Source organism: Paracoccus sp. (in: a-proteobacteria), assembly GCF_046289755.1.
Taxonomy (GTDB): Bacteria; Pseudomonadota; Alphaproteobacteria; order Rhodobacterales; family Rhodobacteraceae; genus Paracoccus.
On the sequence record NZ_JBKBVD010000034.1, the window covers coordinates 12697 to 26709 of the forward strand.

Here is a 14013-nt window from a genome sequence, read left to right on the forward strand (position 1 = left end):
TCACAGGGATTTGGCCGCGGGGCCGCGCTGGACCCGGAGGTATATGCGTCAGTGCCCCGCACCGCGCCCCTGGCACGGGGCGATTACCTCAGCGCGCCGCCCGCAATGTCGCTGAAGGCCTTTGTTCCGCCAGTCGGGGATCAGGGCAGCCAAGGCAGCTGCGTCGGCTGGGCCACCGCCTACGCCGCGCGCACCCTGCTGAAGGCCAAGGAACTTGGGGTCGAAGATCGCTCCAACCTGAGCCGGATCGTCTTGTCACCCTCTTACGTCTTCAACCAGATCGCGCTGGCCGGTTGCGACGGATCGTATGTGCCCGACGCCCTGGAACTGATCCGCGACCAGGGCGTCGCGCCGCTGAGCGAGTTTGGCTATAATGTCGACGTCTGTTCCGCCCAACCATCCCAGATGCTGCGCTCGAGTGCTGGCGCCCATCGCATCAAGGGGTTCGCGCGGTTGTGGGGCGAAAGCGCGCGCAACAAGCATGTCGCGGTGCGTCGCGCCCTTGCAAATGGCAATCCGGTTGTCATCGGTATGGCGGTGGGGAACAGCTTTCAGTCTTACGGGGGGCAGGGCGTGTGGCGGCCATCCCAGACGGATCTGGGCCATCTGAATGACCTTGACCGCGCTTTCGCCAGCGGCGCGCTGGGCGGCCATGCCATGACGGTCGTCGGCTATGATGATCTGCACGAGGGCGGCGCGTTCGAGATCGTGAATTCATGGGGTAGCGGCTGGGGCAATGGCGGGTTTTTCTGGATCAGCTATGACATGTTCAATGCGGTGACCTTCGAGGGATACGAGATCCTTCCCTTCGACCCGCCGCCCCCGCCGCGCGTGGTCGACATGGGCGGCATGGCACGGTTCATCCATATCTCGGGCGAGCAGATCGGCGCGCGCCGCACCGCTGCGGGCTATCATCTGGACCGGCCCCTGCCGTCCGGCACCCGGTTCCGGGTCGAAGCCGCCAGTGACCGGACCGGCTATCTGTATGTGATCGGGGGCGATGCCACCGGCGATTATGTGCTGCTCTATCCGCGTGGCGACGCGGTCGCGCCCTTCGCCCATCAGGGGGCGACATTGCTGCTGCCGGGTCCGACCGAGCAGCATTTCACGCGGCTGAACGACACGATCGGCACCGATTACTACATCCTTCTCTTTGCGCAGAGCCCGCTGGACCCCGACCAACTGGCCGAACGTATGGCGACCGGGTCCGGCACGGTCATGGAGCGGTTGCACGCAGGTCTGGGCGGCAGGCTAGTCGCAGCGGGGGAGATGGAGTTCGACGCCACCACCCCCGGGTTCGAGGCCGCCAGCGGCGATGCCGATGTCGCCGCGATGGTGGTCAGTCTGGATCACGTTGCCGCGATTCCGGGCGACGGGGACAGCACCCCGCCTCTGATCGTTCTGACCACTCCCACCCCCGAAGCATTTGACGACACCGATGCGCCAATCCCGGTTCGCAGCCGCTTTTTCCAGATCGACGGCGCGGCGCAGGATGACTCGGAGATTGCCGGGCTCAGCGTGACCGGGGCCTTGTCCAGCCAGTATTCGTCGCGCGGCCCCTTCCGTGCCCAGATCGAGCTTCCCGAAGGGCCCGGCCCGCACCCGGTCACGATCGAAACCCGCGATGCCGCCGGCAACATGGCGCGGCGCACCGTGCAGTTCTACCTGAGCCATGACTGATGAACGCAGCCGAAGGAGAGCCTCGTGATCCGCGCAGCCCTGTTCAATCTTGTCTTGCTTGCCACGTTGTCGTTTGGGGGCACGGCGCAGGCGCTTGACTGCCGGTTTTGCGAGGGCAAACCCCTGCCCGACCTGCTTGAGCTGTCGGTGTCCATGAACAGTGCGGCGTTGCGTGCGCAAATCCGCGCGTGGATTGCCGAAAAGTACCCTGAAACCGCTGCCGGACATGTGGCGCGCGCCTGGGTTCTGGACGGGCGCCAGGGACCCCTTGAAGATGTGGCCGCCCTGTATCGCGAAGGGATCCGCCGCGACCCCGGGCTTGGGCTGGGCTATACCAACCTCGCCCATGTCCTCGAGCGGATGGAAAAAATGGACGAGGCCGCAGAGCTTTACCTGCAAGGGGCCGCCGTCTGGCCACAGCACCCGTTCTTTGTCCAATACGCGTATTACACGGTAAAGAACACCAAGGGACGGGACGCCGCGCAGCAGATGCTGCGGCAGGCGGAGCAGGACGGCCTGTCCGAGGACTGGACGTTTGATTATGTGCGCGGCGTCGTCGCGCGCGATGACGGCGATCTGACCCGCGCGGATCAGTATTTCACGCAGGCGCTGGCCAGAAGCGATCACCACGACGCGCTGACGGGCTGGCTGGACAACCGTCTGCAACTGCTGGCCGGGCAGCGCGCCAGCCGCGATGCGCGGATCGCCGTGATCCTGGAGGCGATCGGGTGGGCGCGCAATGCCCGCAGTGAGCCCGCGTTGCGCCATGCGGCCATGGTTCTTTCGAATGATTTTGACCTGAACCGCGATGCGCACAACCTGATGGTCGAAGCCTATGACATTGCCCCGACCCCCGAAGCGGTCGAGGGCGCCTTCGGGACGATCGGCAATGACGATTTCGCGGCCGGGCTGGCGATTCTGGAACGGGGCCTGCGCGATCTTCCCGACAATTTCCGTGTGCTCACCACTGCGGTCTGGGCCTACAGGGATTTCCAGCTGGACCCGCAAAAGGCAGAGGATTTCGGCCAACGCGCGATCGCCAACGCCCCCACGCAGACCGAGCTGGACACGGCCATTCAGGTCTACAGCGGGTTCACCATGGAAGCCGCCCTGCATGACCGTGCCGTGCCGGTCTTCGAACGCCACCTGACCGAAACGACCGGGGACAGCCAACGCAACATTCTGGGCCATTATCTGGATAACCGTGTGCATGCGGGCGATTTCGCGCAGGCCAGCCGCCTGTTGGAGCGCGCGGCCCGGATGGGTGGGTTTTCGGACACGTGGCTGGCCGCGCGCGCGAACCGCATCAGCAATGCCCTGCGCCTGTCCGGCCAGCGCGACCAGTTCTATGCCGAAAACCCGTTCCTGCAGGACTGGGAGGTGCGCTTTGGTGACAGCCTGCGCGTGACGGTCGAATTCGCCACCGGCAAGGCCGAGATCCAGCCGGGCGGCTTCGGGGTTCTGGACGGCGCGGCTCAGGCGCTGAACGCGCCCGGTGCGGACAATTATGTCTTTCTGATCGAAGGGCACACCGACAGCACCGGCACGGACGCCGTCAACCTGCCGCTCAGCCATGCGCGTGCCGATGCAATCAGAGAGCATTTCATCCGCCGCGCCGCGATCGCGCCCGAACGGCTGCAGACCGTGGGCCATGGTCCGCGCATTCCGCTGGCCACCAACGCGACCGAAAGCGGCAAGCAGACGAACCGCCGGGTCGAGATCCGGCCCTATGGCAATATCACGGCCCCGCGCATTGCAACATCGGGCTGGCTGCAGGCCGAAGGGCTGGCGCTGACCCCTGATGGCCGCTACGCGGTCACCGGCCACACCCCCGCACAGGTCTGGGATCTGGAACGTATGGTGCGGGTGCATCAACTGCCGGTGGGCGGAACCGGGCGCCAGATCTCGCCCAATGGGCGCTATATCGCGGTCAAATCCTCTTTCCTGGGGGTCACGGGGGTCACCGACAACGCGCTTCTGATCTATGATCTGCGTACCGGGCTGCTGCACAGTCAGCTTCCCAATACCAGCAGACTGGACGAATTGGCCTGGTCTCCGTTTTCCGACGCCGTGGCCTATACCGATGTGAATGGGTTTGTGCGCATTTATGACCTGTCCACGCGCCGCATCCGGGCCGTGGCCAAGATGGGCACGATCCGCGGCAGCGAGGGGCTGGCCTGGACTGCGGACGGGGCGCATATCGTGACCAAGGCGCCGCGCACAAATGATGCCATCGTGCGCGATGCCAACAGCTTGCAGCCCCTGCAAACGCTGTCAAATGCGGGCTGGGTGCATTCCATGGTCAGCACGTTCGACGGCGCCTATCTGGTCGCCATGAACAACAGCTATGAACTGGTGGTCTGGCGCAGTTCTGACTGGGCCGAGGTTGCGCGCCATCGGATGCCCGCCATGACCTTTGGCCTTGTGGCGCACCCGACCCAGCAGCAGGTCATGATCGTGGATGCCTTCACCAATGCCATGCGGCTGGCGCTGGTCGATGTGCCAAGCGGTGAGGTTCTGGCCAGTCTGACCCGTCCGGACGGGGACCGCGACACGCTTCTGAATGGCGGCTTCACCCCTGACGGGGCCAGTTTCGTGACGGTTCTTGAGGATCAGATCGCCTATCTGGACACCCGCAACCTGCAGGTGGACCGCCGCCTGTCCGGGAATGCGCGCGAGGGGCTGGGCCTGACGATGGTGCCGTCGCAGGATCTGGTGATGACGCGCGATGCCGCAGGCACCGATGTCTGGAATGTCACGACCGGCCGCCGGGTCCATCGCATCGACGGCGAGGTCGCGTTCGCCTGGCAGCCCCTGTCGCCGGACGGCACCGTTCTGTTCACCTTTGACAAGCAAGGGCAGATGCACCGGTTCGACGCGGCCAGCTTCCGCAGTGAAACGGTTCTGCAGCTGGACGGTGAGCCCTACAGCATGTCCGAAAACGCCACCCATATCGCGCTGGGAAGCATTCCGTCCGGCAACGGGCCCTTCACCTCTCCAGGCGCCACGATCCATGTGATCGAGAAAGCGACCCTCCGGACGGTCATGCGCAAAAGCTTTGATCTCGTGTCCGAGCCCACGACCTTTCCCGACATCTATGCCCCAAGGGTCCATGTGAAGCTGGCCGATAACGGAATGGTCGCGGTCACGTCGTCCTGGGTTGCCGGTTTCAGGAACGGTCGCACAGAGGGCCGGGTGGTCACCATCTATGACCCGGACCAGGACCGCGAAGTGACCAGCTTTCAAACCGAGAACCGCTATTTTGACATGGAATGGACCGAAGGCGGCACCCATCTGAAGTTTCGCGGGCGGGGGCTGTGGTCCCTGCACGATCCGGCCAACGGGCGCGTGACCGGCACCGAAACGCCGGACCCGGCCTACCGGATTGCCTTGCAGGACGGTCGAACGCTGGAATGGTTCTGGGACCATGTCATGCTGGACGGCCGCGAGATCAGCTTTCCCTATAACCTGCGCCACCTTGAGGTGAATGAGGCCCGAAACCTGGCCATCGGCCTGACCACGGGCAACGAGCTGGTGTTCATTGACCTGAACACCATGCAGCAGGCCCTGACCATCGCAGCACATGCAAATGAGGAATGGATCGCCTTTACCCCGGACGGGCGCTACACGGCATCGCTGAATGGCACCGGGTCCGTGTACTGGTCGCTGGGTGACAATTACCTGCCATTCGCCGCGCTTTCCGAACAATACGAACGCCCCGGCCTGATCCGCGACCTGCTGGACGCAATTGCCCGCGGTGCGGACCTGCCCAGGGATGGTCCGAATGTCGAGGCGGATGTGTTCGATGCGCCGTACAAGGTCCGGCTGGTGTCGGACGCACAGGTCAGGACAACCGACGACACATTCATGCTGGAACTGGAAGTTCAGAAGGACAGCGCTGATCTGGCCGATCCCGAAATCGAATACACGCTGAACGGACGGCGCGTGCTGAAGTCGCGCGGCTTCGAGGAGGAGGCGGTTTTCGATAGTCTGGAAATCCTTGGCCTGAAACGGCGCTTTGACCTTGCTCCGGGTCCCAACGTGATTGAGGCATCGCTTGTCTGGCGCGACGCCCGCATTCAGACCCAGACGATCCGGATCCTGCGCGAAGGCGGCCAGACGCGTGATGAACAACCCGCAGGCCGGACGCTGTGGTTCTTTGGGGTCGGGGTGTCGGACTATGAGCGCCCAAGCCAGAACCTGAATTTTGCCCATAAGGACGCAATTGAACTCGCGCGGTTGATGGCGGCGCAACAGGGCCGGTTGTTCCGCCGCGTCGAGAGCATGGTGCTGACCGACGCCGAGGCGACGGAACGCAATGTTCGCGTGCAGATGAATGAATTCCTCGGGCAGGCTGGCAAGGATGATGTCATCGTACTGTTTCTGGCCGGGCACGGTGTCGTGGACGAAGAACAGCAGCTCTATTTCATGACGCACGAGGGCGATTTGCAAAGACCCTATACCGGGATGAGCGTGGACCGGTTCCGCAGCTTCCTGGAAAACCGGCCGTTGAACCAGAATGCCCTCCTGTTGCTCGACATCTGCCATTCCGGCGCAGGCGATACGCGGGTCGTGGCGGATGACGCCGTGCAGAGCCTGACGCGCGGGACGGGGGCGGTGGTCTTCGCATCGTCCTCGGGGTCAGAGCTGAGCTTTGAGGATGACAGCTTCGGCGGCGGGCATGGCGCCTTCACGGCGGCGCTGCTGGAAGGGCTGGGTGGTCTGGCTGACACGCGTGTGGGCAATCGCGACGGGTTCAATTCGTTGCAAGAGATCGTCCTGTTCACCTCATCACGGGTGCCCGAGCTGACCGAAGGCCGGCAGCGCCCGCAGATCCCGCAACTTGCCCTCAGCGTGGACTACCGGCTCAGCGTGGCGCCCAACTGAACCACGGGCAGACCCGACGTCGCGGGTTCGGTCGCAAGCTCGTGTCCACTCTGGCAAAGCTGGCGCCGATCAGGCGCATGGTAAGGGCCGGACCTTGGCCCGTTGAGGGGGGAATGCGCCGCGCGACAGTGATGGCCACGCGATTGCAGGGCGTGGACCGGTCACGGCGCGGCAGCGCTGGATCCATGTCAGGATATCAGACCGATGCGGCGACGGATCGCCTCGTCCCTGAGGGAAACCTCGGCCCCCAGAAACGCGTCGCCATCCGGCCCGCACAGCCAGACAAGTGCCCGTGCCGGCCATTCGGGCGGGATATGGACCGACCAGTCCAGTTGGCTGACCGGGTTGATGCCGCTGCTGCGGATCGCCGCCTGCATGTCCGTCGCAACCGTGCCCGGCGACAGGCTGATTGCACGGATCCCATCCGCGCGGGCCTCGTGATCCAGCGCGCGGGTCAGCATGCAGGCGCCTGCCTTGCTTGCGCAATACGCGCTCCAACCCTGTTGCGGCGCATGGGCGGCGCCCGAGCCGACGGTGAGAACCGTGCCACCGCCAATTGCGCGCATCACCGGCAATGCAGCCCGCATGCCGTGAAAAACGCCCTTCAGATTGATGTCGATCGCCTGCCCCCACGCGTCTGGATCCGCCGTGGCCAGACCGGCGATGGGACCGATGACGCCGGCGTTGTTCACCAGCACATCCAGCCGCCCCGCACGGTCGTTCAGCGTCGCCACGGCGCGCTCCATGTCGTCGGCGCGGGCGACATCGCCGGACAGGGCGACGCCGCCGATCTCTGCTGCAAGGTCTTTGACGGCGGCCTCGTTCCGGGCCATCACGCCCACCAGCGCGCCTGCGTCTGCAAAGGCCCGCGCTGTGGCGGCGCCGATGCCACGGCTGGCGCCGGTGACAAGGACCACCTTGCCTGCAAAATCAACCATCCTTGCCTCCCTGCGGTGAACATCAGACCAAAGCAGGCCTGTCCGGATATGGCGGGGCGGTATTGCCCGTAGCCCTGCTTATACAAATCTGATTGCGATCAGGTCCATGGGCTGCCCGATCAGAACCGGGCTGGCCCGGGCCTGACGGGGTCAGCGCCGTGAGGCCGACCGCAATGGCCCCTCAGTCGCGATCCGGGCTGGACCTGCCGCGCCGGGCCGGGGGGTCAAGCAGGCGCACCTCGCGCTGAGGAAAGGGAATGGTGACTCCGTTTGCCTTGAACCTGTCCCACAATGCCAGAAACACCTTGCCGCGAATATTGGTCAGGCCGCCCGTCGGGTCTTTGATCCAGAAGCGCAGCACGTAATCAATGCTGGAATCCCCGAACCCGACGATGTGGCAGACAGGCGGTCGCGTGCTCAACACCCGTTCGTCGGTCAAGGCGGCCTCGGTGGCGATCTTTCGTACCAGATGCGGATCGTCGGCATAGGACGCGCCGAAGTTGATATCGAGACGCACGAACTCATCGGAATGCGACCAGTTGACGACCTGCCCTGTGATCAGATCCTCGTTCGGGATCAGGTATTCGCGCCCGTCGCGCGTCGAGATCGAGGCATAGCGCGCGCCAAGCTGGTTGATCCAGCCAAAGGTCTCGCCGATCGAGATCACGTCGCCGGGCTTGATCGACTTGTCCATCAGGATGATTACACCGGACACCAGATTTGACACGACCTTCTGCAGGCCAAAGCCGATCCCCAGACCGATCGCGCCTGACAGAAAGGCCAGCGCGGTCAGATCGACGCCGATTGCGCGCAGGCCGATGAGGAAAGCGGTGATGAACATGGCCGTCTGCAGCAGCTTGACCGCCAGCACGCGCATCGAGGGGGTCAGGTCTTCGCTGGCCGCGATCCGGGCGGACAGCCAGCGCGCAGCAAATTTCGCGACCAGAAAGAAGACCGCAAGCGTGGCGACCATCTGCACCACCATCAGGACCGATATGCGGACTTCGCCCATTTCGATGGCCAGACGGTCCAGAAGCCGTGCCACATTGTCGGTCAGGTCCAGAACGCGCAGCGTGACCCAGATCAGCGCGCCCCACCTCACCGTCTTTCGCAAGAGCGGATTCAGGATCAGCCGCGTGGTGAACACGATGATCAGCCAGGCAAGCGCCAGATTTGACAGCAGGACCAGCAGATAGGACCTGCTGGGCCAGGTCACCTCCTGCATGACCACCACAGTCAGCCATATGAGGATCACGAACAGGATGCCGCGCAGGCGCCGGTGTACCAGAACCAGAAGCCGCATCCGCCACATCGGCCAGCCCTCGCGGGCGTGCATCCAGTCGTGAAGGCGGGGCGCCAGAACCATCCGCAGCCCGTGGGCCAGCACAAAGAGCATCAGGGCAATGGCGATCTGATAGGTGTTCCATGGCCGCAGCAGGCTTGCCATGAAGGCGTCGGCCAGTTGCGCAATGCTTTGACCCAGCGCGGCCAGTTCGCTTGCCAGCGTTTGATCTGTCTCGCGCTCCATCCCTCTCCCGCCTTTGCCCCCGCAGGCGGGGCCTCGGATCAGACTGACGCAGTTGGCCGGGTCAGGCAAGCAGGCTGGCAAGACCCCGTCCTGAGCCTGGCTGCTGGCCGATCCGTGGGTCCGGTGTCACGCGGTGGCGGTGATCAGGGCCGGGCCGTGACGATCCGCGTGTCCCAGCCCTGACACAGCCGCGTCAGGTCCGGTGGCAGCGCACGGTCGGTGAAAATGCAGTCAAGCTCGGCAAGCGAGGCAATGCGGGCGGGGGCGCTGCGCTTCAGCTTGGAGTGGTCGGTGACCAGAAAGGTCCGCCGCGACTGGCGCAGAATGGTCTGGCTGACGCCGACCTCCTGTATATCGAAATCCAGCAGATCGCCGTCGGGGTCCAGCGCCGAGCAACCGATCACGGCCAGATCGAATTTGAACTGCCGGATCGTCTCGGCGGCCAGCGTGCCGACAAGGCCGCCATCGGCGCGGCGCAGATTGCCGCCGGTCACGATCACCTCGCATTCGGGATTGGCGGCGAGGATATTGGCCACGTTCATATTGTTGGTGACAACCAGCATGTTGCGATGGCCCAGCAACTCGCGCGCCACGGCCTCGGTGCTGGTGCCGATATTGAGGAAAAGCGAGATGTTCTCCGGCACTTCGGCGGCGCAGGCCCGCGCGATCGCGGTCTTGGCCTCGTGGTTCAGCGCGCGCCGTTCCTCATAGCCGATATTGCTGACGCCCGAGGGCAGGATGGCGCCGCCATGCACACGTTCCAGCCGCCCGGCATCGGCCAGTTCGGTCAGGTCGCGGCGGATCGTCTGCAGGGTGACGCCGAAATGCTGCGCCAGTGCTTCGACAGTGACTTTGCCGTCGCGGCGGGCGATCTCAAGGATTTCGGGCTGGCGGAAGGTCTGTGACATGCGGGCTCCGGTGGAATGACCTGATGTCGCATGCTCGAATCTGCGAATCAAGATGTTCGTATTCTTGCGGTTCTGTCTGATCAGCAGATTTGTGGTGCCTGGCGGGCGCGGGTCTCTGGTCCGAAAGGGCGTCAGGGACCGGAGGCGGCATGGATCAGGATCGGTAACCCACTGAATTATCACAACACCTAAAAAAGAAAGGAAACGAATACAAAATCCTTTCTTTTTGGTGCGACCTGCGGCAAGGTTCTGACAGTTCAGGAGTGCCAGAGGAGGCCCGCATGACCGCAGATGCAGCACAGGAGACGGTCGACCTGTTCGTGATCGGCGGCGGCATCAATGGCTGCGGCATTGCCCGTGACGCCGCAGGGCGGGGCCTGTCGGTGCGGCTGGCCGAGATGGGCGATCTGGCGCAGGCGACCTCCAGCGCCTCGACCAAGCTGTTTCATGGCGGGCTGCGCTATCTGGAATATTTCGAATTCCGGCTGGTCCGCGAGGCGCTGGTCGAACGTGAGATCCTGCTGCGCGCCATGCCGCATATCAGCTGGCCGATGCGCTTTGTTCTGCCCTATCACCCTGATATGCGGTTTGAATCCGACACGCCGACCTCGAAGATCATGGGGCTGGTGATGCCCTGGATGCGGGGGCGGCGCCCGGCCTGGCTGATCCGTCTGGGGCTGTTTCTCTATGACAATCTGGGCGGTCGCAAGATCCTGCCCGGCACCGCGACCCTGTCGCTGGAGGGCACACCCGAAGGCGCCCCCCTGCAGGACCGCTTTCGCCGTGCCTTCGAGTATTCCGACTGCTGGGTCGAGGATTCGCGCCTTGTGGTGCTGAACGCCCGCGATGCCGAGGCGCGGGGCGCGCAGATCATGACCCGCACAAAGGTTCTGTCCGCCGAGCGTGAAAACGAACATTGGCGCGTGACGACGCAGGATGCCGGGACCGGCGAGACGCGCATCCATCTGGCGCGGGTTCTGGTGAATGCCGGTGGCCCTTGGGTCGGTGAGATCATCCAGTCGCGGATCCGCCTGAACTCGACCGAGGGCGTGCGGCTGGTGCGCGGCAGCCATATCGTGACGCGCAGGCTGTATGATCACGACAAATGCTATTTCTTTCAGGGCACCGATGGCCGGATCATCTTTGCGATCCCCTATGAGGGCGATTTCACCCTGATCGGCACCACCGACGCCGAACACGAGGACCCCTCGCAGGCGCCTGAATGCACGCCCGGGGAACGCGATTATCTGCTGAATTTCGCCAGCCAGTATTTCCGCCAGCCGGTCACCGCCGGGGATGTGGTCTGGTCCTATTCCGGCGTCCGCCCGCTGTATGATGACGGCGCCCAGAGCGCGACGGCGGCGACGCGGGACTATACGCTCAAGGTCGATCAGACGGGCGGCGCGCCGGTGCTGAACGTCTTTGGCGGCAAGATCACCACCTATCGGCGGCTGGCGGAATCGGCGCTGGACAAGATCGCGCCGTTCTTTCCGGGCCTGCCGGGCGCCTGGACCAAAGGCGCGGCGCTGCCGGGCGGGGATTTTCCGGTCGATGGCGTGCCCGCGCTGATTGCGGATCTGCGCGCGGCGCATCCGTTTCTGGACGCGCGTTGGGCGCAGCGGCTGGTGCGGGCCTATGGGCGCGATGCGGCGCAGGTGCTGACCGGCGCAGATGCGCCCGGTGATCCGGGCCGCGATTTCGGCGCGACTTTGACCGAAGCCGAGGTAATCTGGCTGATGGACCATGAATATGCCCGCAGCGCCGAGGACATCGTCTGGCGCCGCAGCAAGCTGGGACTGCGGCTGAGTGCCGCGCAGATCGGCGAACTGGACGACTGGATGCGCGCCCGAAGGGGCGGTGCCGCGGCTGCCGCCGAATAGCGGCCACCGAAGGGGAGGGGGAACGACATGACATTGGAATTGCAGGGCGTCAGCAAGATCGTCGAGGGGCAGGTGCATATCCACCCCACCGATCTGCGGCTGGAAAAGGGCACGATGAACGTGCTGCTGGGGCCGACTTTGTCGGGCAAGACCTCGCTCATGCGGCTGATGGCGGGGCTGGACCGGCCCGCGCAGGGCCGCGTGATCTGGCAGGGGCAGGATGTGACCGGCATGCGGGTGCAGGACCGGCAGGTGGCGATGGTCTATCAGCAGTTCGTCAACTATCCGGCGATGACGGTGTTCGAGAACATCGCCTCGCCCCTGCGGCTGATGGGCGTGGATCGTGCCGAAATCGACCGCCGCGTCCGGGAAACCGCCGATATGATGCGCCTGAGCCCGATGCTGGACCGGCGCCCGCTGGAGCTGTCGGGCGGGCAGCAGCAGCGCTGCGCGCTGGCCCGCGCGCTGGTCAAGAATGCCGGCCTCGTGCTGCTGGACGAGCCGCTGGCGAACCTCGATTACAAGCTGCGCGAAGAGTTGCGGATCGAGATCCCGCGCATCTTCGAGGCCTCGGGCGCGATCTTTGTCTATGCCACGACCGAACCCGAAGAGGCGTTGTTGCTGGGCGGCAATACCGCCACCCTGTGGGAGGGGCGGGTGACGCAGTTCGGCCTGACGCCACAGGTCTATCGCCAGCCGGTCGATGCGACCACGGCGCGCGTCTTCAGCGATCCGCCGATGAATTTCCTGCCCGTCACCCTGTCGGCGGGCGCCCTGACCTATGGCGACACGCGCGCGCCCGCCGGGCCGCTGGCCGGGCTGGCCGACGGGCGCTATCTGGCCGGGTTCCGGCCCAATCACCTGTATCTGCGCCAGCCATCGGCCGAGGCGCTGCGCTTTGACACGCGGCTGGTGGTGACCGAACTGACCGGCTCCGAGACCTTCGTGCATCTGGATCACCACGGCACCAGATGGGTGGGGCTGATCCACGGCATCCACGATCTGGCGCTTGGCCAGCCGCTGCCGGTCTGGCTCGAGCCGCGCCACATCTATGTCTTTGGCGAGGATGGCCGTCTGGTCACCGCCGCCGCCTATGCCGCAGCCGCGTAACGGAGGGGACGATGGCCAAGATCACGCTGGACAACCTGGCGCATTCCTATCTGCCCCAGCCCAAGGGCCCGGACGATTATGCGCTGAAGGAACTGAACCACGACTGGGAGGACGGCGCCGCCTATGCGCTGCTGGGCGCCTCCGGTTGCGGAAAATCGACGCTGCTCAATATCATCTCGGGGCTGCTGGTGCCCTCACAGGGGCGCATCCTGTTCGACGGGCAGGACGTGACCCGCGCGCCCACGGCGGAACGCAATATCGCGCAGGTGTTCCAGTTCCCGGTCGTCTACGACACCATGACCGTGCGCGACAACCTGGCCTTCCCGCTGCGCAACCGGGGCCGCCCCGAGGCCTATGTCGCCGAGCGGGTGGCCGAGATCGCCGCCATGATCGGGATGGAGCATATGCTCGACCGCAAGGCGCGCGGGCTGACGGCGGATGCGAAACAGAAGATCAGCCTTGGTCGCGGCATGGTGCGCAAAGACGTGAACGCGCTGCTGTTCGACGAGCCGCTGACCGTGATCGACCCGCATATGAAGTGGGAACTGCGCACGCAGCTGAAAAAGCTGCACCACGATTTCGGCCATACCATGATCTATGTGACCCATGACCAGACCGAGGCGCTGACCTTCGCCGACAAGGTGGTGGTCATGTATGACGGCCGCGTCGTGCAGATCGGCACGCCCGAAGAGCTGTTCGACCGGCCCGAACATACGTTCGTGGGCTATTTCATCGGCTCGCCCGGCATGAACCTGCTGCCCGCCGAAATCATGGGGCGCGAGGCGCGGATTCCCGGCGGTGTCACGCCTCTGGCGGGCGATTATCGCGCGCTGTCGGGCAAGGTCCAGATCGGGGTGCGCCCCGAACATCTGCGCCTGTCGGAAGATGACGGCCTGCCCGTGACCATCCGCCGGATCGAGGATGTGGGCCGTCACCGCATCATCCGGGCCGAGCTGCAGGGCCACGACATCAATATCATCGCGCCAGAGGATCAGGCGATCGGCGAGGCCATGCGCCGCGTCGTGATCGACCCCGCACGGGTCAATGTCTACGCCGACGACTGGCGCGTCAGCGCCGCCTGA

The 14013-nt window shown here is 64.8% G+C and carries 8 protein-coding genes; 5 read left to right on the forward strand and 3 right to left on the reverse strand.

What is annotated here, in order from left to right:
* Positions 1-51 precede the first annotated feature (51 nt).
* Both ACK41U_RS12995 and ACK41U_RS13000 read left to right on the forward strand, forming a co-directional pair.
* Complete coding sequence (locus ACK41U_RS12995) at positions 52-1680, forward strand: C1 family peptidase (RefSeq protein ID WP_409680879.1); 1629 nt, start codon at positions 52-54, stop codon at positions 1678-1680.
* 24 nt (positions 1681-1704) lie between these two features.
* The gene (locus ACK41U_RS13000; protein ID WP_409680882.1) at positions 1705-6567 is read left to right on the forward strand and encodes an OmpA family protein; all 4863 of its coding nucleotides are present in this window, start codon (positions 1705-1707) and stop codon (positions 6565-6567) included.
* A gap of 188 nt (positions 6568-6755) precedes the next feature.
* Here the strand turns inward: ACK41U_RS13000 and ACK41U_RS13005 are convergent, their stop codons facing one another.
* The 3 genes from ACK41U_RS13005 to ACK41U_RS13015 all read right to left on the reverse strand — a co-directional run bounded on the left by ACK41U_RS13005 (position 6756) and on the right by ACK41U_RS13015 (position 9941).
* On the reverse strand, positions 6756-7505 hold the full coding sequence (locus ACK41U_RS13005) for an SDR family oxidoreductase (RefSeq protein ID WP_409680885.1): 750 nt from the start codon (positions 7503-7505) through the stop codon (positions 6756-6758).
* Positions 7506-7686: 181 nt separating this feature from the next.
* Complete coding sequence (locus ACK41U_RS13010) at positions 7687-9033, reverse strand: mechanosensitive ion channel family protein (protein WP_409680888.1); 1347 nt, start codon at positions 9031-9033, stop codon at positions 7687-7689.
* Positions 9034-9176: 143 nt separating this feature from the next.
* On the reverse strand, positions 9177-9941 hold the full coding sequence (locus ACK41U_RS13015; protein ID WP_409680891.1) for a DeoR/GlpR family DNA-binding transcription regulator: 765 nt from the start codon (positions 9939-9941) through the stop codon (positions 9177-9179).
* 281 nt (positions 9942-10222) lie between these two features.
* Here ACK41U_RS13015 and glpD point away from each other — a divergent pair, with 281 nt between their 5' ends.
* The 3 genes from glpD to ACK41U_RS13030 are packed head-to-tail and all read left to right on the forward strand — an operon-like array spanning position 10223 to position 14013.
* Complete coding sequence (gene glpD, locus ACK41U_RS13020; protein WP_409680894.1) at positions 10223-11821, forward strand: glycerol-3-phosphate dehydrogenase; 1599 nt, start codon at positions 10223-10225, stop codon at positions 11819-11821.
* Between the two features lie 27 nt (positions 11822-11848).
* Positions 11849-12931: an ABC transporter ATP-binding protein gene (locus tag ACK41U_RS13025; protein ID WP_409680897.1), complete on the forward strand. Its 1083-nt coding sequence runs from the start codon at positions 11849-11851 to the stop codon at positions 12929-12931.
* 11 nt (positions 12932-12942) lie between these two features.
* Positions 12943-14013: an ABC transporter ATP-binding protein gene (locus ACK41U_RS13030; RefSeq protein WP_409680900.1), complete on the forward strand. Its 1071-nt coding sequence runs from the start codon at positions 12943-12945 to the stop codon at positions 14011-14013.